The sequence below is a fragment of the Cellulosimicrobium protaetiae genome (assembly GCF_009708005.2).
GTDB classification, from domain to species: domain Bacteria; phylum Actinomycetota; class Actinomycetes; order Actinomycetales; family Cellulomonadaceae; genus Cellulosimicrobium; species Cellulosimicrobium protaetiae.
Genome location: NZ_CP052758.1, coordinates 49,012 through 69,284 on the forward strand (window position 1 = coordinate 49,012; position 20,273 = coordinate 69,284).

13 protein-coding genes are annotated in these 20,273 nt (G+C 68.8%); 7 read left to right on the forward strand and 6 right to left on the reverse strand.

Going from position 1 to position 20,273, the window contains the following annotated elements; translation table 11 throughout:
* Positions 1 to 58 precede the first annotated feature (58 nt).
* The 4 genes from FIC82_RS20230 to FIC82_RS20245 all read left to right on the forward strand — a co-directional run bounded on the left by FIC82_RS20230 (position 59) and on the right by FIC82_RS20245 (position 5,681).
* Complete coding sequence (locus FIC82_RS20230; RefSeq protein WP_253692006.1) at positions 59 to 994, forward strand: carbohydrate ABC transporter permease; 936 nt, start codon at positions 59 to 61, stop codon at positions 992 to 994.
* Between the two features lie 2 nt (positions 995 to 996).
* Positions 997 to 1,914 carry a carbohydrate ABC transporter permease gene (locus tag FIC82_RS20235; protein ID WP_154800662.1) on the forward strand — a complete coding sequence of 306 codons (918 nt, stop codon included), beginning with the start codon at positions 997 to 999 and terminating at the stop codon, positions 1,912 to 1,914.
* A 23-nt stretch (positions 1,915 to 1,937) separates the two neighbouring features.
* Complete coding sequence (locus FIC82_RS20240) at positions 1,938 to 3,017, forward strand: LacI family DNA-binding transcriptional regulator (protein WP_154800663.1); 1,080 nt, start codon at positions 1,938 to 1,940, stop codon at positions 3,015 to 3,017.
* A gap of 240 nt (positions 3,018 to 3,257) precedes the next feature.
* Positions 3,258 to 5,681, forward strand: a complete 2,424-nt coding sequence (locus FIC82_RS20245) for a glycosyl hydrolase 53 family protein (protein ID WP_154800664.1) — start codon at positions 3,258 to 3,260, stop codon at positions 5,679 to 5,681.
* Between the two features lie 195 nt (positions 5,682 to 5,876).
* Here the strand turns inward: FIC82_RS20245 and FIC82_RS20250 are convergent, their stop codons facing one another.
* The 5 genes from FIC82_RS20250 to FIC82_RS20270 form a co-directional block, all read right to left on the reverse strand.
* Positions 5,877 to 7,664, reverse strand: a complete 1,788-nt coding sequence (locus FIC82_RS20250) for an RICIN domain-containing protein (RefSeq protein WP_253691991.1) — start codon at positions 7,662 to 7,664, stop codon at positions 5,877 to 5,879.
* 201 nt (positions 7,665 to 7,865) lie between these two features.
* The gene (locus FIC82_RS20255; RefSeq protein WP_472843489.1) at positions 7,866 to 10,223 is read right to left on the reverse strand and encodes a beta-xylosidase/alpha-l-arabinosidase; all 2,358 of its coding nucleotides are present in this window, start codon (positions 10,221 to 10,223) and stop codon (positions 7,866 to 7,868) included.
* Positions 10,224 to 10,245: 22 nt separating this feature from the next.
* Positions 10,246 to 11,076 (reverse strand): carbohydrate ABC transporter permease, encoded by an 831-nt coding sequence (locus tag FIC82_RS20260; protein WP_154800665.1) that lies wholly within the window; start codon positions 11,074 to 11,076, stop codon positions 10,246 to 10,248.
* Positions 11,073 to 12,017, reverse strand: a complete 945-nt coding sequence (locus FIC82_RS20265; protein ID WP_154800666.1) for a carbohydrate ABC transporter permease — start codon at positions 12,015 to 12,017, stop codon at positions 11,073 to 11,075. The genes FIC82_RS20260 and FIC82_RS20265 overlap by 4 nt, the downstream gene beginning before the upstream one ends.
* Positions 12,017 to 13,357: an extracellular solute-binding protein gene (locus FIC82_RS20270; protein ID WP_154800667.1), complete on the reverse strand. Its 1,341-nt coding sequence runs from the start codon at positions 13,355 to 13,357 to the stop codon at positions 12,017 to 12,019. Before FIC82_RS20270 ends, FIC82_RS20265 begins: the two co-directional genes overlap by 1 nt.
* A 380-nt stretch (positions 13,358 to 13,737) precedes the next feature.
* Here FIC82_RS20270 and FIC82_RS20275 point away from each other — a divergent pair, with 380 nt between their 5' ends.
* Positions 13,738 to 14,814: a LacI family DNA-binding transcriptional regulator gene (locus FIC82_RS20275; RefSeq protein ID WP_253691995.1), complete on the forward strand. Its 1,077-nt coding sequence runs from the start codon at positions 13,738 to 13,740 to the stop codon at positions 14,812 to 14,814.
* A 248-nt stretch (positions 14,815 to 15,062) separates the two neighbouring features.
* On the opposite strand, the gene FIC82_RS20280 is transcribed toward FIC82_RS20275, so the two are convergent.
* Positions 15,063 to 17,762: a LamG-like jellyroll fold domain-containing protein gene (locus FIC82_RS20280; protein ID WP_154800668.1), complete on the reverse strand. Its 2,700-nt coding sequence runs from the start codon at positions 17,760 to 17,762 to the stop codon at positions 15,063 to 15,065.
* A gap of 633 nt (positions 17,763 to 18,395) precedes the next feature.
* Between FIC82_RS20280 and FIC82_RS20285 the strand changes: the two genes are divergently transcribed.
* On the forward strand, positions 18,396 to 19,040 hold the full coding sequence (locus FIC82_RS20285) for a hypothetical protein (RefSeq protein WP_253691997.1): 645 nt from the start codon (positions 18,396 to 18,398) through the stop codon (positions 19,038 to 19,040).
* A 196-nt stretch (positions 19,041 to 19,236) separates the two neighbouring features.
* Positions 19,237 to 20,238, forward strand: a complete 1,002-nt coding sequence (locus FIC82_RS20290; protein ID WP_253691999.1) for a WxL protein peptidoglycan domain-containing protein — start codon at positions 19,237 to 19,239, stop codon at positions 20,236 to 20,238.
* Positions 20,239 to 20,273: the final 35 nt, after the last annotated feature.

Below are 20,273 nucleotides of genomic sequence, written 5' to 3' on the forward strand. Positions count from 1 at the left end.
GATTGGAGAACCCGTGACCACCCACGTCAGCGACGACACGCGCTCGTCCGCGCCGAACATCTCGTCCACGGCGACACGTCGTCGTGACCGGGGACGCGCCGGACGGCGACGTGCACCCTGGCTCTTCCTCGCGCCCGCCATCGTGCTGTTCGCGCTCTTTCTCGCCGCACCCATCCTGTACGCGGTCTACCTGAGCTTCCGCACCGAGAAGGTCAGCGGACTCGGCCTGGGGTCGGGCAGCCGGACCGAGGTCTGGAACGGGCTGACGAACTACGCAAACGCGCTCGCCGACCCCGAGTTCCTCGCCTCGGTCGGCCGCGTCGCGATCTACGGCTTGATCGTCGTGCCCACCATGCTCGGTCTGGCTCTGCTGTTCGCCCTGCTGCTCGACGCCCGTCGGGCCCGCGCACGAGGGTTCTCCCGGGTCTCGATCTTCTTGCCCTACGCCGTGCCGGCCGTCATCTCCTCACTGCTGTGGGGATTTCTCTATCTGCCGGGCGTCTCGCCGTTCTACTACGTCTTCGACCAGCTCGGCTGGGACGTGCCCTCCATGTTCTCCTCCAACCTGGTGATGTTCGCCGTGGCGAACATCGCCGTGTGGGGCGGGGTCGGATTCAACATGGTGGTCATCTACACCTCGCTCAAGGCCATCCCGTCCGAGCTGTACGAGGCGGCCGAGCTCGACGGCGCGTCCCAGATCGGTGTGGCGTGGCGGATCAAGATCCCGATCGTCGTGCCTTCGATCATCATGACCTTCGTCTTCTCGATGATCGCCACCCTGCAGGTGTTCGCCGAGCCCACGACGCTGCGTCCCTTGAGCAACACCATCTCCTCCACGTGGACGCCGCTGATGAAGGTCTATCGCGACGCGTTTACTCGCGGGGACCTGTATTCGGCGGCCGCGACCTCGGTCATCATCGCCCTCGCCACGTTCGTGCTCTCGTTCGGCTTCCTGCGCCTGGTGCAGAGCCGCGCCTTCGGTCAGGAGAAGTGACCATGACCTCTCTCACCACCACCGCCAGCGCCGAAGCCGTCACCCTGCCCGGGCGACCCCAGCGAACGGGCCGCTCCACGCGCGGCGTGGGCGAACGACCCAGCGGCGTGGCCACGATCATCCTCATCCTTGGAGCGCTGTACTGCCTGCTCCCCGTGGTGTGGGTCGTGATCGCCTCGACCAAGTCGGGCTCGGAGCTGTTCTCCACCTTCACCTTCGCCCCCTCCACCCACCTGGTCGACAACGTGACCGACCTCGCGGCCTACCGCGGCGGGCTGTTCTGGCGATGGATGGCCAACACCGCCCTGTATGCAGGCGTCGGCGCCCTGCTGTCGACCGTCGTGTCCGCGATGGCCGGCTACGGCCTGGCCAAGTACCGCTTCCCGGGCAAGACCGCGGTGTTCAACGTGCTGCTCGCCGGCGTCCTTGTCCCCGCGGTCGTCCTGGCCATCCCGCAGTACCTGCTGCTGGCCCAGGTCGGACTGACCAACACCTACTGGGCGGTCCTGCTGCCCAGCATCATCAGCCCTTACGGCATCTACCTCGCCCGGATCTACGCCGCAGCCGCCGTGCCCGACGAGGTCGTCGAGGCCGCACGCACCGACGGAGCGAGCGAGGGACGCACCTTCGCCCAGGTCGCCGTGCCCATGATGGCCCCCGGCCTGGTCACCGTCTTCCTGTTCCAGTTCGTCGCGATCTGGAACAACTTCATGCTGCCCTACATCATGCTCGGCGACGACAAGCTGTTCCCCCTGACCGTCGGCCTCTCCGGCCTGCTCAACCAGGGCGCGACGCAGCCCGCCCTCTACACGCTCGTCATCACCGGCGCACTGCTGTCGATCATCCCGCTCGTCGCACTTTTCCTCGTCCTGCAGCGCTACTGGCAGGTCGACCTCGCGGCAGGAGCGGTCAAGTCATGACCGGCTCCGTAAACTCGCCCACTATGACCACCGGCCCGGGCGCGGAGCCCGACAACACGAGTCACACGGTCTCCGCGCGTACCACGACGCGGACCAAGAACGGCTCGGCGCGGCGCCCCACCATCCGCGACGTCGCGGCCGCCGCCGGCGTCTCCCGCGGCACCGTCTCACGCGTGATCAACGGCGGCCACTGGGTCTCCCCCGACGCGCTGGCCGCCGTGCAGGAAGCGATCCGCACCACCGGGTACCAGGCCAACCAGCACGCCCGGTCCCTGGTCACCGGGAGGTCGAACTCCATCGCCTTCCTGCTCACCGAACCCCAGCACCTGCTGTTCGAGGACCCCAACTTCTCCGTGCTGCTGCGCGGGGCCGCCGAAGCCCTGGCCCGACGCGAGATGCCGCTGCTGCTCATGGTCGCCGGCACCAAGGAGGAACGCCGCCGTATCGCCGGCTACGTCGCCGCCGGCCACGTCGACGGCGTCCTGCTCATCAGCTCCCACCAAGGCAACCCGATGCTCGCCGAGCTGCTCAAACACAAGGTCCCCACCGTCGCGTGCGGCGTCCCCCTCGGCTACGAAGGCAAGGTCGGCTACGTCGCGGCCGACGACCGCACCGGCGCCTCGACCATGACCCGCCACCTGATCGACACCGGCCGCGAACGCGTCGCCACGATCACCGGGCCGATGGACACCCCCGGCGGAACGTTGCGCCTGGACGGCTACCGCGACGCGCTCGGCGACCGGTATGACCAGACGCTCGTCGCCCACGGGGACTACTCCCGCGAGAGCGGACGCCTGGCCATGCTCGAGCTGCTCGAGCGCCGCCCCGACGTCGACGCCGTCTTCGTCGCCTCCGACCTGATGGCCGCCGGCGCGCTCGTCGCGCTGCAGTCCAGTGGTCGCCGCGTCCCCGAGGACGTCGCCGTCGGCGGCTTCGACGACTCCGGGGTCGCAGCCGCCCTGCACCCCCCGTTGACCACGATGCGCCAACCGTTCGAACGCATCAGCGCGGAGATGGTCCGCCTCTTGCTCGAGGTCATCGACGGCCAGGCGCCCGCCGCCGTCACCCTGCCCACCTCCCTCGTCCGGCGCACGTCCGCCTGAGTACAGCCGCACCGCGTCGGCACCGCGGCCACCCGCCGCAACCTGTGACCGAGAACACCATCCCGTTCTCGGATGCGTCACCACCCTTAGTGAAGGCTTCTCAGAAGCCGATCCGACCTCGCGTTCACCTGGGACCGTGCACAGCCTGTGGTCCAACCCGGCTCGTTCAGGGGCTTGAGCCAGCCACGGTGATATGACCCGGTCTTCGATCAACGCCGATCCGAGAGGACATCCGTTCCGATGGCACGACTCCATGCACACCGATCAGGGCCGGCGCTGGGCGCCGTCGTGGCCCTGGTCGCCACCACAGCCCTGGCCGCGCTCCCCGCATCCGGTGCCGAGACCGAAGCCGACACCGAACCGGTCGAGGCCGGGATCGTGGTCGACAGGGTCGAGGGCATGCCCGACGACTTCGCCTCCGGCGTCGACGTCTCCACCGTCCTGTCCCTCGAGGAGAGCGGCGTGGTCTTCCGCGACGAGAGTGGCGAGCCTGCCGACCTCTTCACGGTGCTCGCCGACGCAGGGGTGAACTCGGTGCGTATCCGCGTCTGGAACGACCCCTACGACGGCGAGGGCCGCGGCTACGGCGGCGGCAACCTCGACACCGCCCGAGCCGTGCAGATCGGCGAGCGCGCGACCGCGGCGGGCATGTCCGTCCTGGTCGACTTCCACTACTCCGACTTCTGGGCCGACCCGGCCAAGTACACCGTCCCCAAGGCCTGGAAGAACCTGACGGCCGCCCAGCGGGCCGACGCCGCCGGCGAGTTCACCACCGCCGCCCTGAACGAGTTCAAGGCTGCCGGCGTCGACGTCACCATGGTCCAGGTTGGCAACGAGACGAACTCCGGTGTCGCGGGCCTGACGTCCTGGCCCGAGCGCGCCGCCCTCTTCAGCGCCGGGAGCGCCGCGGTGCGCGAGGTGTTCCCCGCAGCGCTGGTCGCCGTCCACTACACCAACCCCGAGCGCGCCGGCTTCTACGCCGACGTGGCCGCGAAGCTCGCCGAGTACGGAGTCGACTACGACGTCTTCGCCAGCTCCTACTACCCGTTCTGGCACGGCAGCCTGGACAACCTGACCTCTGTCCTGACCCAGGTCGCCCAGACCTACGACAAGAAGGTCATGGTCGCCGAGACCTCATGGGTGAACACGCTCGAGGAGGGCGACGGGCAGCGCAACGTCATCTACACCCAGCCCACCCAGTACCCCGTGAGCGTGCAGGGCCAGGCCACCGCCATCCGTGACGTCATCCAGGCCGTCGTGGACGTGCCCGACGGCGCCGGCATCGGGGTCTACTACTGGGAGCCCGCGTGGCTCCCGGTCGGGCCCCCGGACCAGATCGAAGCCAACCGGCAGCTGTGGCAGCAGTTCGGCTCCGGCTGGGCCTCGAGCTACGCCGCCGACTACGACCCGACCGGAGACACCGCCGAGAACTGGGGCGGATCCGGCTGGGAGAACCAGGCACTGTTCGACTACCAGGGACACCCGTTGGAGTCACTGAACGTCTTCACCTACGCCCGCACCGGCACGACCGCACCTCGCGAGGTCGCCTCGATCCAGCAGCCGTCGATCACTATCGCCGACGGAGAGCCCGTGACCCTTCCGGCCACCGTCACCGTCACCTACAACGACGGCGAGCAGGAGCCGCTCGAGGTGACCTGGAGCGGCGCGCAGGACTGGATCCGTGGAGCAGGTACCTACACGATCTCCGGCACCACGAGCGCCGGGAGCACCACCGCGACCGTCACCGTGCAGGCGCCCAACTACGTCACCAACCCCGGCTTCGAGGCCGGCACGGCCCCGTGGAGCATCGCCGGGACCGGCGCAGCCATCACCGGCGACGACCCGTTTGCCGGCAGCAAGGCCCTGCACTTCTGGTCCGCCGCCCCCTACACCTTCACCGCCACCCAGCAGCTCACCGGCCTGCCCGCCGGTGACTACCTCCTGAGCGCACAGGCGCAGGGCGACGCCCTGGGCGGCGAGCTCACCCTCACCGGCACCGGGACTAGCGAGAGCTCCGAGCCGTTCGACCTCACCGGGTGGCACAACTGGTCCGCACCTCAGGTGCCCGTGACGGTGTCCGATGACGGCACGGCCACCGTGCGGATCAGCGCCAACCTCCCCGCAGGCGCGTGGGGCACCCTCGACGAGGTTTCGCTGACCAAGGCGTCGGGCACGACCGCCGACACGACCGCCCTGCAGGCAGCTCTTGGGCAGGTAGAGGAGGTCGAGCGCGCGCTGTACACCCCCGCCTCGCTCGCCGGCCTCGACCATGCCGCCGAGGTCGCCCGCGTGGTCCTCGCCGCCGCGGCTGCCGTTCAGGGCGACGTCGACCAGGCCACGATCCTGGTCGTCGACGCCCTGGAGGAACTGCGGCAGAACGGCGGTCCGCCGATCGAGACCACGGCCGAGGTCCGCTGCCTGGCCGGCAAGTCCTTCGTCGCGGTTCGGGCGACGAACGTGGGCGCGGAGCCGATCGACGTCACCATCACGACGCCGTACGGCTCCAGGAAGTTCGAGCAGATCGATCCTCGCGGGAACGCCTACCAGTCCTTCGCCTCGAGAGCCGCTTTCATCCCGGCGGGCACTGTGGAGATCCTCGCCACGGCACGCGAGTTCCGGACCACCCGGACGGTGGCGGACTACGACGCTCGCGCCTGCGGCTAGGGCCGCAGCTCGAGCGTGCGATACGGCCGGTGGCCCCCGCAGACCGAGGTCTACGGGGGCCACCGTCGTAGTCACCGAGCACCGAGCACCGAGATCGTCGAGAGGAAGAGCGGACGTCCTCAGACGCGGGCGTCAACGCTGCGACCGAGCAATCAGGAAGTGCCCTGCGTCCTACTCAGCCTCCGATCGTCCTGGTCAGCTTCCGGTGTGGGGCACGAGCTTCCACTCCTGTGACGAGGGGTCGCTCGCCGCGTTGCTCTGGATGGTGAGTGGTGCACCTGCCGTCGCGGCCGTGACGTAGAGGCCAGGACCACGCACTGATTCCACTCGGACGTAGCCGTCCCGGGCAGGGACGAGCTTCCACCGCTTGTCGGTCGCGCCCTCGTCGACCCACTGGGCGAGGCGGTTGCCGGCTTGGGCGCTGCCGGTCCAGATCCCGATGGCGCGTCCACCGGCCTTGTTCAGGAAGGTCACTGCTCCGTCGGCGGCTGGCACGGCGTGCCACAGCTGGGTGTCAGGTGCCGTCGTCGCGCCAGCCGCTTCGAGGACGACGTCGGGCTGGTTGCCGGTGAGGGAGGCGTCCTGCTTCTTACCGCCGGTACCTGCGACCTGGCCCGTCTTGCGGTTCACGAGGGAGTAGTACGTCCCTTGGGAGTTGCCGATGTCGACCTGGGCGAACGTGATCGGGGCGTTCCCCCAGGTGCCACGCAGGATCAGCAGCCGCCCGGTCTGCGGCACGTACTGCAGGTTGCGGCTGTACCCGCCGGCGATCGGCGTCTGGTAGTACAGCCACTCACCGTCGCTGCGCCCCGACTCGTTGATCCAGACGCCACCACCGGTGGACCCGCTGTTGAAGACCAGGCTCCACTTCGTCGGGTCGGTCGGGTGAGGGACCTTGATGATGACCGGGCTGCCACCGGTGCGGTGGAAGCCGGGAGCGCTGTTCGGCTTGTCCCAGAATCGCAGCGGGTTGTCGCTCACTCGCCATACGCCGAATTCTGCGGTGAGGATCCACTTGCCGTCCGTGGTCGGGACGACGTTGGTCATGCCAGGGCGGTCGAGGTAGCCGACGCCCTGGACGAACCGGCCGCTGGCGTCGAGGACGGGCTGGCTCCACGAGGTGGTGGACCGGCCGTTCCAGGTCTTGTGCAGCAGGATCTGGCCACCGGTGTCATTGGGATTCCGGCCAGACGTCGGCGTAGCGCCCGTGAAGTTGTCAGGGCGTTGGGTCAGCACGCCGGTGTTCGGGTCGTGTCCGAGCCAGTCGTTCTCGTCCGTGTAGTAGGCCACGAGCTGTCCGTTGTGGACCATGAGGTATGGCTCCCACACGGGGTCCTGCTGGTGGTGGATGTTGCCGGAGGAGAACTTGTTCCCGTAGTCCGCAGACCAGCCGCCGGTGCCGATGATGTTGACGAAGTCCCAGGTCGCACCCTCGTTGGTGCTCGAGTACAGGGCGATGGCCAGGTCCCGACGGTCGCCGTCGCTGGTGGCGGTCCATCCGGGGTTCTGGTTCTTCTGGTCGCGGTACCAGCCGTCGTCGCCCGAGACGAGGGTGGCCATGAGCAGGGTCCCCTTGGCGAGATCCCCGACGGCCTGCGGGAGGACGTAGAGGTAGGGGTTGGTCCAGTTGCTCGTGTATCGGTCGTGGGCGGGGTCGTCGGACAGCTGAGCCGGTGAGGCGACGTCGGCGAGCTTCTGCCAGGTGGTGCCGAAGTCGTCGCTCTTGTACACGGGGATCGTCTGGCCGACGGGGTCGCCGATGCTGCGCTCGAAGGCCGCGACGATCCGGCCGCTCTCGAGCTGTGCCGACTTCGGGTAGAGCACTGCGTTGCCCTTGTTCGCCTGCGCGAGCTCAGCGGGCGTCGGGGCGTAGATGGTGCCGACCGTCGGGTCGTACCGGTAGTTCTCGGGAACGGCCGAGTCGCTGCTCGCGACGGCGGCCGGAGCCAGGGCAAGTCCTGTGGTCAGTGCTGCCGCGAGCACGGCAGCCAGCGTTGTCGTCCTGCGTCTTGTCACTCTTCAACCCTCTTTCAGTCCGTCATTGCACCGTGGGTCGCCCGGCTCGGCGGGCGTCGTTCTGTCCTCCTCTCCTTCGACCCGGACCTGCTCCGGGCACCCCTGGTAGCGCCCCGGTGACCCGGGGCGGTGGCTGTGGTCAGGTATGTGCTCGCGCTGGTGCGAGGATCAGCGTCCGGCGGACCGCCGGACCCGTACGGGTGTCGTGAGCACCGGTCGCTCGACGTTGCGGGTGCGGCCGACGAGGTGCACGCGGGCTGACTCGGCGATGTCGGTGCTCGAGTGCCCGACCGCGAGCACGATCTCCCCGGGCTCGACCGTCCGCTTCAGATCAGCGCCGGTGAAGACAGTCCGGTCGGCGTGCACCGTGAACTCGACGGTGCAGCTCTCCCGCGGGCCGAGCTCGACTCGGGCGAAGCCCAAGAGTGAACGCACGGGCCGTGTGACCGACGCGACCGGGTCGCTCAGGTAGAGCTGGACGACGTCCGCGCCCACCCGGTCTCCGATGTTGGTGACGCGGACGCTGACGGTGACGCTGCCGTCGGTCGCCATCTGTGCCGCGGAGGTCCGTAGCTCGTCGTACGCGAACCGTGTGTATGACAGCCCGTGGCCGAAGGGGAAGGCCGGCGTGGGATCGAGGTTCGAGATGCCGTCGCTGTGATGCCCGAGCGGCGGTGCGAGGTAGGTGTGCGGCTGACCGCCGGGGGTACGCGGGATCGCGACGGGGAGGTGACCCGAGGGGTTGACCGCGCCGGTGATCACGCGGGCGATCGCTGCCGCACCCTCCTCCCCCGGCATGAAGGCTTGGACGATCGCGGCGCACTGGTCGCTGTACTGGCCGAGAGCGTAGGGACGCCCCGTGACGGCGACCAGGACGACCGGCTTGCCGATCTTGAGCACGAGCCGGACGAGCTGGTCCTGAAGCCCGGGCAAGCTGAGGTCTTCCGCGTCGCACCCCTCTCCCGATGTTCCCCGCCCGAAGAGCGCGGCGAGGTCGCCGATCGCGAGGATGACGAGGTCTGCTTCGCCCGCCGCGCGCACAGCGGCGTCGATCCCTCGGGGATCGGGGTCGAGGATCGGCACGCCTTGCTCGTAGCGGATGTCGGCGAACGGCAATGTGTCCCTCAGCCCGTCGAGCAAGGAGGGGACGTCGACGCCGAGGTCGTCGTCGCTGTGGTGCACCATCACGTGGTTCGGGAAGGAGTAGCAGCCCAGGAACGAACGTGGCTCGTCCGCGGTCGGCCCGATGATGGCGATCCGACCCGCGAAGCGGTCGTTCAGCGGGAGCACCCCGTCGTTGGACACCAGCACGATCGACTTCTCGGCGACCTCACGAGCGAGCCTTCGGTTGTGGGCGCTGTCCAGGTTGATCGCGGTGCCGTCACCGGTGTGTGCGGGTACGGGCTCCCAGCCCGGGTCGAGCAGTCCAAGCCGGGCCTTCTGCGTCAAGACCCGCAGGACCGCGCGGTTGACGTATCGCACGTCGAGCTCGCCGCTCGCCACGGCCTCGGCGAGCCTGGCGTACCCGTCCGCTTCGGGAAGCTCGACGTCGATTCCGGCCACGAGGGCAGCAGCCCCGGACTGGGCGCGGTCGCTCGTGACCCGATGCATCAGGTCGAGGAAGGCCACGGCCCAGTAGTCGGAGACGACCGTTCCCTCGAACTTCCAACGATCGCGCAGGATCGTCGTGAGCAGCTCTGCCGAGGCTGCTGCGGGAACCCCGTCGAGGTCGGAGTAGGAGTTCATGACCGATCCGACCTGCCCTTCGCGCACGGCCATCTCGAATGGCATCAGAATGACGTCTTGGAACTCCCGCGGTCCGATCGAGACCGGTGCGTGGTTCCGTCCTGCGCGCGAGGCGGAGTAGCCGGCGAAGTGCTTGAGCGTCGCGATGACACCTGCCGACTGCAGGCCGCGCACGTAGGCCGTGCCGAGGGTGCCGACGAGGTAGGGGTCCTCGCCGATCGTCTCTTCGACGCGTCCCCACCGGTAGTCGCGCACGACGTCGAGCAGGGGCGACAACCCTTGCTGGATCCCGACTGATCGCATGTCGGTCCCGATAGCCGCCGCCATCCGCTCGATCAGCGACGGGTCGAACGTCGCCCCCCACGCGATCGCCGCGGGGTAGACCGTCGCACCGTAGGCGGTGAACCCGGTGAGGCACTCCTCGTGCGCGACGGCGGGGATGGAGAACCGTGAGGCGCTCATGATCTGCTCCTGCGCGCTGCGCAGCGCCTTGACGCCTTCCTCGGGCGATACGGGCGCGGTGCCGAACACGCGGGTGAGCTGGCCGAGCCCGTTCTCGATGACCGTCGCGAAGGGACGGTGGGCCTCGTCGAACGCGTGCTGCAGCGGGGCCACGTCTTGATGCTCGCCCTGCTCTGCGGTGTCGGGGGCGGACGTCGCGCGGTCCCAGTACCCTCCGAGCTGGGCGAGCTTCTCGGCGAGGGTCATCGCCTCGACGAGTGCGGTAGCCCGCTCGAGCGGGGATGCGGTGGTGTCGTGCCAGGGCGCGGTGGTGCTCACGGTGCTCCTCGAGAGTGCGGTGTTACTTGCCGAAGCCGGCGGTCAGCCCGGACACCAGGTGGCGGCGACCGATGATGTAGGCGGCGAGGATCGGCAGCACGGACAGCACGACGGCCGCCAGGACTGCGGGGATGTTCATGGTGAACTCGCCCTGGTAGGACCACAGGGACAAGGGGATGACGCGGGTCTCGGCGCTCTGCGTCAGGACCAGAGGGAACAGGAACCCGTTCCACACCTGCAGCGCGTTGTACACGCCGACCGTCACCACTGCCGGCTTGGACAGGGGCAGGACGAGGTTCCACAGGGTGCGCATCTCCCCCGCGCCGTCGACGGTCATCGACTCGAACAGCTCCTTGGGCACGTCGCGGAGGAAGTTCGTCAGGATCAGGACGGACAGCGGGATGGCGAATGCGATCGAGGGCAGGATCAGCGCCGCCAGGGTGTCGTACAGGCCGAGCTGGATGATGAGGTAGTAGACGGGGATGATCGTGGCCTGGATCGGGATCGCGATGCCGAGCAGGAACGCCTGGAAGATGCCGCGCGTGCGCGCGGTGTTCGAGCGCACGACGACGAACGCCGCCATCAGGGACACCGCCAGGATCGCCGCGACCGACGTCAGCGTGACGACCACCGAGTTGCCGAAGTAGCGCAGGAAGTCGTTCTCCAGCACCTCCCGGTAGGCGTCCAGCGTCGGGTTCGCCGGGAACGCGAGGGGGTTCTCGGCGTAGTAGTCCGAACGGGGGCGCAGGCTGGTGACGAGGATGTAGTAGATCGGCACGATGATGATCGCGAGCCACAGCCAGCCGCCGATGCCGGCGAGGACGTTGGGCCTGGTGGTCGTGCGGAGCATCATGCCCCTTCCATCTGGCTGTCCATGCGGTTCGCGCCGGAGAGCCGGTTGAGTCCGAGCGAGATCGCCAGACCGAGGACGACGAGGAACACGGCGACGACGCTGGCCGTCCCCATGTCGTAGCTGCGAAAACCACGCAGGTACATGTCCAGGGGCAGGATCCGGGTCGCGTTACCTGGGCCGCCGCCGGTCAGGACGAAGATCAGGTCGAAGTACGTCAGCGAGCCCACGATCATCAGCGTCGAGGAGGTGATGATCGTGTACTTCAGCTGGGGCAGGGTGATGTGGAAGAACTGCTGTACCGTCCCTGCACCGTCCAGGCGCGCCGCCTCGTACATGCTGACCGGGATCTGCCGCACCCCCGCCTGGTAGAGCAGCGAGTGGAACGGGACGAAGCACCAGGCGATGACGAACAGCACAACCCCGAGAGCCAGGCTCGGGTCTCCGAGCCAGTCCTTGGCCAACCAGTCGACCCCGAGCGCAGACCCGACCCCGAAGTTCGGGTCCAGCAGCGACTTGAACGCGATCCCGACCGCGGCCGCGGAGAACAGCAGCGGCAGGAAGAACAGCACCGACAGCACCGCGCGGTACCGCTGACGCCCAGCCATGAAGACGCCCAGGAGCAGCGAGAGCGGCGCCTGGATGAGCCAGGAGAAGACGGTGACCTTCACCGACAGGACGAACGCGTTGCGAGCCACCGGGTCGGCGACCACTGCGCTCCAGTTCTCGGTGCCCGCCCACTGCGGGGTCCCCAGCCCGTCCCACGACATGAACGACAGGACGACGACGCCGAGGAGGGGGACGAGAGCGAACAGCGCGAAGAACGCCAGAGCGGGCGCCGCCAGCCAGGTCGACGGACCGCGTCGACGAGCGCGCCGAGCAGGCCGGCCCGCGGCCGGGCGCACCGAGGCGCCCGGCCGGGACGTGAGGGACGTCGTGCTCATCAGCCGAGGGTGGCGTTCATCGCGTCGACGAACTGCTCGGGGCTGATCTGCTTGAGGAAGACCTGCGAGAGGTTGTCCAGCAGCGCCTGCGCCTGGTCCGCCGGCAGCGCCTGGTCCCAGGACAGCTGGAAGTGCGGCGCGACCTTGACGGTGTTGTAGACGAAGCTCAGGTACCCCGAGTCGTCGTCCGCCTCGGCGATCTTGTCCTCGAGACCGATCAGCGGCGGGACCGCACCCACCGACAAGAACTCGTCCACAGCCTCGTCGGAGTACGTCTCCTCGACCAGGTAGTCGACCGCGGTCTTCTGGGCTTCGGGGGACGCCGACGCCGAGACGGACCAGAAGTTCGCCGGGTTGCCGACGATGTTCGCCGGGTCGCCCTGACCGCCCTCGACGGCCGGGAAGTTGGCGAAGCCAAGCTTGCCCGACTCGACGAACTCCGGCGCGTTGTTCAGGAAGTCCGGGTACACCCAGCTGCCCTGGAGCACCATCGCGGCCTTGCCCGTGTGCACCAGAGCCGTGTCGGCGCCGGCGTCGGCTGCGACCGACCCGAAGCTGTCGCCGAACGCGCCAGCGTCCACGAGCTCCTGGATCTTCGTCAGCGCCTCCAGCACAGCCGGATCCGACCACGCGTCCGGCTCACCGTTCACGATGCGCTGGAACACCTCCGGCCCACCGATCCGATCGGTCAGGTACTGGATGTACATCAGCTCAGGCCACTTGCTCTGACCCGCCAGCGCGATCGGCGTCACGCCCTGCGCCGACAGCTTCTCGACCGCATCGAGCAGCTCGTCATACGTGGTGGGCACAGAGACACCGGCCTGGTCGAACAGCTCCTGGTTGAAGTACAGGAGCACCGGCTGGCTCTGGTTGTTCGGGACCGCGTACCACCCCTCGCCGCCAGACGGGTCGACAACAGACCCGTTCGAGGCGACCGACGGAAGGATCCGGTCGAGCAGCGGCGCCGCATCCTCGCTCAGGTCGACCACGGAGTCGTTGGCGACGTAGTCAGCCAACGTCCCGCCCGCCCAGGAGAAGATGAGCGTCGGGGCGTTGCCCGACCCCACCGCCGTGCGGATCTTCTCCTTGTACGCGTCGTTGGCGAACCACTCCGAAGAGATCTGCGCGTCCGGGTTCGCCCCGTTCCACCTCTCGAACGACGACCGGAAGACGGACTCGCTGCCGCCCGTCAGGGCCCACGCCGTCGCCTCGCCGCCACCGCCACTGCTACCGCCGTCCGGTCCACCGGGCTGGGCCCCGCCACCGCACGCCGCGACGGAAACCGCCAGGACACCGGTGACCAGGACGGCCAGTGACCGTCGTGCTGCGCTACGCCTCATTGCCTTGCACCTCTCACGCCGTTGTTGGAGGCGGATCAAGCGAAAACTTTTCCCCGGCTCGATCCGCGGAATGAGCGTGCTTGACGGCCGACTTTCGCGTCAAGCGAGGAGGCCTGGTTGGAAAATGTTTCGCATATAGGGGTTCTCACGTCGAGCCTCAGCGGACGTTTTGTACCGTTCGTCGTATGCTGCGTGGCACCTGAGGGCGCAGATCGTCGCCTCGGCGTCGTAACGTGTGCGAGGATCCACGGCAACCACATGAGCCGATCGCGAAAGATTCTCTTCGTTCGATGGTTGGCTGGAGTGTGTCTCGCGACGCTGAGAGGTCGATGGTCAGGGAGATGCGTGTTCATGAAGGACGGTCAGAGTTGACGCTCGGAGTGAGCGCGGACGTCGTGCCCGGTCCGTCGACTCGTCCAGCACCGGCCCTGGGGACGCATCGCGTCACCCTCAGCGCCGTCGCGAACGAAGCCGGTGTCTCCATCGCGACGGTCTCCAAGGTCGTGAACGGACGGTCGGGCGTCGGCCGCCAGACGCGTGCGCGGGTGGAGGAGGCAATCACGGAGCTCGGCTATGTGAGCCTGGGCGAGCGGCAGGCCTCGCTGCACGCCGCACGCGAGATGAGCGTCGAGCTGGTCGTCGACCCTCGTGATGTCTCCAACCCCTACCTCTCGACCTTCCTGGGCGGCGCGATGGAAGCGGCGGCGCTCCACCATGTGGCGCTCGTCCTGCGCAGTCTGGACGCGGCCAACGAGGCGAGGCAGGTCTCCTGGGCTCAGGACCTGGCCAGGGCTGGTCGAACCGGTGTCATCGAGGTCACCAGTGCTTACTCCGCCGAGCGTGAGCGAGCGTTGAAGCGAGCCGGTCTGCCCATGGTCCTCGTCGATCCGATCGACGTCCCACGAACGTCCACCCCCAGCATCGGAGCCACCAACTGGGCGGGGGCGTACGCGGCCACACAGCACCTGATCGAGCTCGGGCACACCGATATCCGCTACATCGGTGGCCCGCCGGGGGCGCGGTGTGACGCCGTCCGCGCGCACGGCTGGGCAGCTGCGATGACCGAAGCGGGCCTCGTCGCCGACATCGAGGCTGTCCCCAAGGGCTCCTACACCTTCGGCCACGGGCTGGAGGCGGCCACCGCGCTGCTGAGCCACGACGCACCGCCCACCGCGATCTTTGCCGGCAGTGACGCGTCGGCGACCGGAGTCCTCGAGGCGGCGCGCCGCCTCGGACTCGGTATTCCCGCTGACTTGAGCGTCGTCGGGTTCGATGACACCCTTCTCGCTCAGACCAGTGCCCCTCCCCTGACGACCGTCCACCAGCCCATCGCGGACATCGGGCGCAACGCGGTCTCGACGATCGTCCGCCTGGCCCGCGGCGAAGTGCTCGCGACCAAACGGGTCGAGCTCTCCACGCATCTCGTCGTGCGGGATTCGACGGCGCCTCCCCGCTGACGGGAGCCGCGCCCTCCGAGCGCTGACGGGAGCCGCGCCCTCCGAGCGCTGGCGGGTACCGGGAGGACCTGAACCCTTGGCCGATTCCTCAGCGAGCTGCTCGGGCGGCCGTGGGAACGGTGTAGGGTCGGCGCCCTGGCAGGCGCCGACCCTACAAGCCTTCCGCCCGCGGGGGCGGGCGGTTCACCTCGTTCGTCTCCCGCGCTCACCCCGCAGGGCAAGTCGCCGCGCCCCCCGAACGAGCGGTGTCACCCGCATGTCAGGGCGGCGTAGGACTCCTCGTAGGACTGAGCCTCTCCTGCACCGGCGGCTCCCGTGACCGTGACCGTTCCGGGATCGACCGACGCGGCACGCACCGCGAACGACTGGTAGGCGTTGCCACCGGCCGCGACGGACGCCACGGTCCTGGACCCGTACGCGGTGTCGAGCGTGATCGACACCGGGACGTCGCCGGTGTTGGTGGCGCGCACAGCGACGTACGCCTTGCCGGCCAGGCACCGCGGTGCGACCTCGACCTGCAGAGGCACGTCGGGTGCGGGGTCTGCCACCTGGACCGTGGCGGTCACGACGACCGCGGTCGTGCTGGACAGGACCTTGTCCTCGGCGCGGTAGTCGGTCGAGGCCGGGTTGCCGCCGTACGTGCCGGTCCAGTGGTTCTCGTTCGCCCCCAGGCTGCGCACCGTGCCGCGCACCTGGTGCTCGCCCGGACCAGCGGTGTCGAGGTCGGCAACGTCCCAGTCGACGGGCAGCGTCGAGGTGCCCCGACCGTACGCCAGGTTCACGTCGGCCGTGGCGGGCAGGGCGTCGCGGACGACCTGTTCTCCCGCACCGACCGGCACCTCGACCGCTCCGAGGTCCGGCTCGACCGCAGACGTCGCGTCGCCTGCCCGCACCGCGTCGTACTGCGCCGTGGTCAACGAGATGATCCCGCCGTGCTTGGTGTGCGGGGGCATGGAGAAGCCGGTCAGGTCGAGCTGGCTCCACCCGGCGTCGAGGTCTGAGGTGACCATGGGCCGGTACCCGGTGGAGGGGATCACGTCGACGTACAGGTACCACTTGTCTTCGGTGTTGCTCTTGAACGCGGCGGGCCCTTCGACGCCGCCGGGGTTGCCTCCGGACCACGCCGCTCCGATGCGTTGCTGGACGAGGTTCCACGAGGTGTCCGGCTGCCACCACGTCGGTGAGGTCGTGGACTCCATGTAGATGCCGGTGCCGCGTCCGTTGTCCTTCGAGATCCGGTACGTGGTGCCCTCGTTCTGGACGATGGTCGTGTCGATGACGTTCGCGCCGTTGTCGATGAACGTCCCGCCGTAGGCGTAGTCGGCCTGTGTGAAGTCGGTGGTGGCACCCCACAGGACCCGGCTGTACGTCGGGCTCGTGTGTGCGGTGTCGCCGGCGGGGTAGACGTTGGAGGACCAGTACAGGACGAAAGCGCCGCGACCGTCGCCGTAGTAGTTCTCGACCCAGGTGGCCTCCGGGGCCCACGCCATCCCGAGCTCGACGGCCTTGCGGCCTTCCTCGTCGAGCGCGACGTCGAACTGGCGGACATCGCTCCACGTCACCAGGTCGGTGGACTCCCACACGTTGAGCAGGGTGCTGCCCTTCGAGGACCAGTGGCACCATCCCGTGCACCCGGCCGTACCGGTGTCCCCGCCGAAGACCCGCAGATCGGTGGCGATGATGTAGTACGTCCCGGTCTCCGGGTTGTACGTGAGATAGGGGTCCCGCACCCCTGTGGTCCCCAGGTGAGAGGCGAGGATCGGCTTGCCGCCGTTGAGCGGCTCCCACTGCTCCGGGTCGTCCCCGCGAGAGACGTCGAGGTAGATCTTCTCCGCGTACCCGGCGGAGTCCTCGATGAAGTGGACCATGAGGTAGCCGTACGGATCATCGGCTGCAGGGCGCGGCGGCACCGTCGCCGTGACCTCCTTGGTCACCGTGAGGCCGCGCACCTGCGCCGTGGCCGTGAGCGCCACCTCGTCGGCCGGTTCCCCGGCCACCGGTGCCGTCACCGTCGCGGTGAGACCGTCGTCGCCGATCCGCACCGGCCCTTCCGTCGGGGCCGACCACGTCAGCGTCCCGCCGACGTCCGGCAGGCGCACGGTCGCGTCGGTCAGGGACAGCGTGTCGGGGACCGAACGCAGCACCTGCTCCTCGAGCGCGGCACGGTGCACCACGGCGTCGGCGTCGGAGACGGCGGCGACCTCGTCCGCGCTCAGGGCACGGTCGTAGACGCGGAAGCGCGACACGGCGCCCTTGAGGAGCGGGTCGGGGAACGGTGCCCGGCCGATCGTGTTCAACGACTGGTCGGCGATCGACCCGGGTTCCCAGCCGCCCGTGCTGGTCTGCCCGACCTGGACGCCGTCGACGTAGAACGTCAGGGTGTCAGCCGCACCGTCGATGACCGAGGTCACGGAGTACCAACGATCGGCCTGGTAGGCAGGAGCCGCGGACTGGGCGAACCGCTCGGCACCGGTTCCGACCTTGAGTCCGGCGCGTGTGCGCGCGTCACGCATCGAGGCGTACCAGTACGAGGCGGTGTTGTTGTCGGCACCGATGTTCCACAGGAAGTGGAACGACGACTTCATCGAGGCATCGATCTTGACCTCGGTCGTCACGGTTCCCGAGGTCGCGCCGGCCAGCAGATCGTCCGGGAGCTCGACCCATGTCCCGGTGGAGTTCTTTGCGCCACCGGAGAATACGAGCGCGTCGTCCGACCAGGCCGCACCGGCAGGATTGCGCACGGTTGCCGCACCGAGCTGCGTGCCGGCACCGTTCGGGACCGTCACCCCGTCGCTCGGGCGGGTCGTGAGGTCGTAGTCGACGACGAGACCGTCCGTCGGTACGACGGGATCGGCTTGGGCAGCACCGCTCGTGGTGAGACCGACCGCCGCGGCCAGGGTGAGGGTGAGCAGCGTGGCAGCGCCGCGTCGCGCTGTCGCTCGGTTCATGGAGGGACTCCTCTTTCAGTCGTTCAGGACAGACCGAACCTCTGGCGTTTCCTCGACGAGGCGACTTCTCACCGAACACGGGGCATCGAGGATCAGCAGCGACTCATAGTCGTGTCCCAGCGCGAGGAGAGGCAGGTGACGGCAGCTGGACGGCTGCTCTGCACGAGGCGCTGCCAGGCGTCGAGACCCCATCGCCAGCTCTCTTCGTCGAGACGGGACGGATGCCGCCAGTGGCACCCGACATTGCGGCCGGGCAGAGCTGCCGGACTCTGCCCTGGGCCGTTGTGGACAGCGAGACGCTGTCACTCGGCGGACCAGATGTTAGCGCTCACACGATCTGGCGTCTACCCCTACCCTTTTTGCCAGCAAGAACTCGTGACCTCATTGTGAACGCTCACATCGCGTGCTAGGTTCCTCGGCGAGGTCATCGACCCGACGAAGGAATGACTGCAGGGCAAGGGTGCCTGACGCGATTCCCGGTGATTCGCGAGGCGTCTGTGCCGACGTCGATCACTCCCCTGTTGTCGGTGGCAGACCACGTATTCGGCACGTCGGCGCACGCCGCTCGGCCGGGCCGGGCGACCACGTGCCGCCGCGCAAGTTCGGCGATGACGCCGAGGAATGGAGACAAGGATGATCAGGAACGCCCGCACCCGCGCTGTGCCGGCCTCGGTGGGACTGCTCGGTGGCCTGGTGATCGTCGGCGTCGGTGGCGTCGCCGTCGCTGAGGAGACCGGATCCGACGGAGTCGAGGTCGGTGTGACGATTCAGGAGCGTCAGGCCGGAGCCCTCTCGCTCAGCGTCGCCGCTGGCGACGAGACCCTCGTCGAGGTCGACGGCGCCTCTGACGACTACCGCGAGTTCACCGGCGTGCTGCCCGACGTGACCGTCACCGACACCCGGTCCGCAGCCCCCGAAGGCGTGTACTGGTACGTGACCGGGCAGGCGAGCGACTTCGTGGGTACCACCGGTCAGGATCCGATCACCCCGGACCACCTCGGCTGGGCACCAACCCTGGTCACCGAGGGCAACGGCGAGGTCGCCGAGGGTGAGGAGGTCCTCACCTCGATCGACGAGAGCACGAACCCGTCGGTGCCGAACAACGTCGGACTCGCGGGCGAGGAGCTGCTGCAGCTCGCCCTCGACTCGGAGGACGCTCGGGCAGCGAACGGAACGTGGACGGCGAACGCCGCGCTCACGCTGAAGACGCCGAACGATGTGGAGCCCGGCTCGTACTCCTCGACGCTCACGCTGACGCTGTTCGAAGACACGTACTGACGGGAGTCGGCGCGGGCGGGCCCACGGCTGGCCTGTCCGCGCCCCCTCGACCGCCCGCGCGACCGTCGCCGGCGACGCCTGCTCGATGACGAGAGAGAAGGAAGGCGAGAACGTGTCGAGACCGAGGTCGGCTCGCGCCGTCGCCCTTCGCAGTTCCGCACTGTTCGCCGTCGCCGCGCTCACGCTGATCATGCCGATGCCGACCGCAACGGCGGCACCGGACGGGGACGATGCTCCTGCCGTGCGGTGGTCGGTCGCGCCCGCCGACGCGTCAGGCGAGGACGGACGGTTCTCGATCCAGCACGAGGTGGAGCCCGGGGAGACGGTGACGGACCACATCACCGTCCAGAACCTCGGCGAAGAGGAGCAGACGTTCACGCTCTTGGCTGCCGACGGGTTCACCACGCGCAACGGGCGGTTCGACATGCTCGCCTCCGATGCGAAGTCGGTGGACGCCGGCACATGGATCGCCCTCCCCGACGAGGTGACGGTCGCCGGCGGAGACAGCGTCGTCGTCCCCTTCGACATCAGGGTCCCCGAGCGGGCCGAGCCGGGCGACCACCCGGCAGGTATCGCGGCATCCGTGGTCACGAAGCGGTCGGCCACCGACGGAACAAGCCTGGGTGTCGAGAGCCGCGTCGGGGTGAAGGTCATCACCCGCGTGGCAGGAGCGCTCACCCCGGCCCTGACCGTGGACGACGTCGACACGGACTATCACCCGTCCTGGAACCCGCTCACGCCCGGCGAAGCCACCGTGACCTTCACGGTCACCAACACCGGCAACACCAGGCTCGCCGTCACGGGACACGCGAGGGCCGGCACCGGTGAAGCGTCGTTCCCCACCCCGGACCAGCCGATCGGCGACCTGCTTCCAGGAGACACCCGCCAGGTCTCCGTGCTGATCGGCGGTGTCATCCCGCTCTTCTACGCCCCGGGACAACTGGTCATCACACCGCAGGCGGCCGCTCTCGAGGGGCCGCCGCCACCCGTCGAACCGGTCGCCGTCGACTTCGCCGTCGCTGCCGTGCCGTGGTCGCAGCTGCTCGTTCTCGTCGCGGCAGCGCTCGTCGTGCTCGCCCTGACGGGTTCCCGGCGGCGTGCCGAGCGCCGTCTTCAAGCCCAGCTCCGCTCGGCACGCGAGGAAGGTCGACGCTCCGCCCTCGTCGACGATCGCGTGCGCACCGGCAGCACTCGCTGATCCATCGATGCGCGCCAGGCATCGCCGCCTGGCAG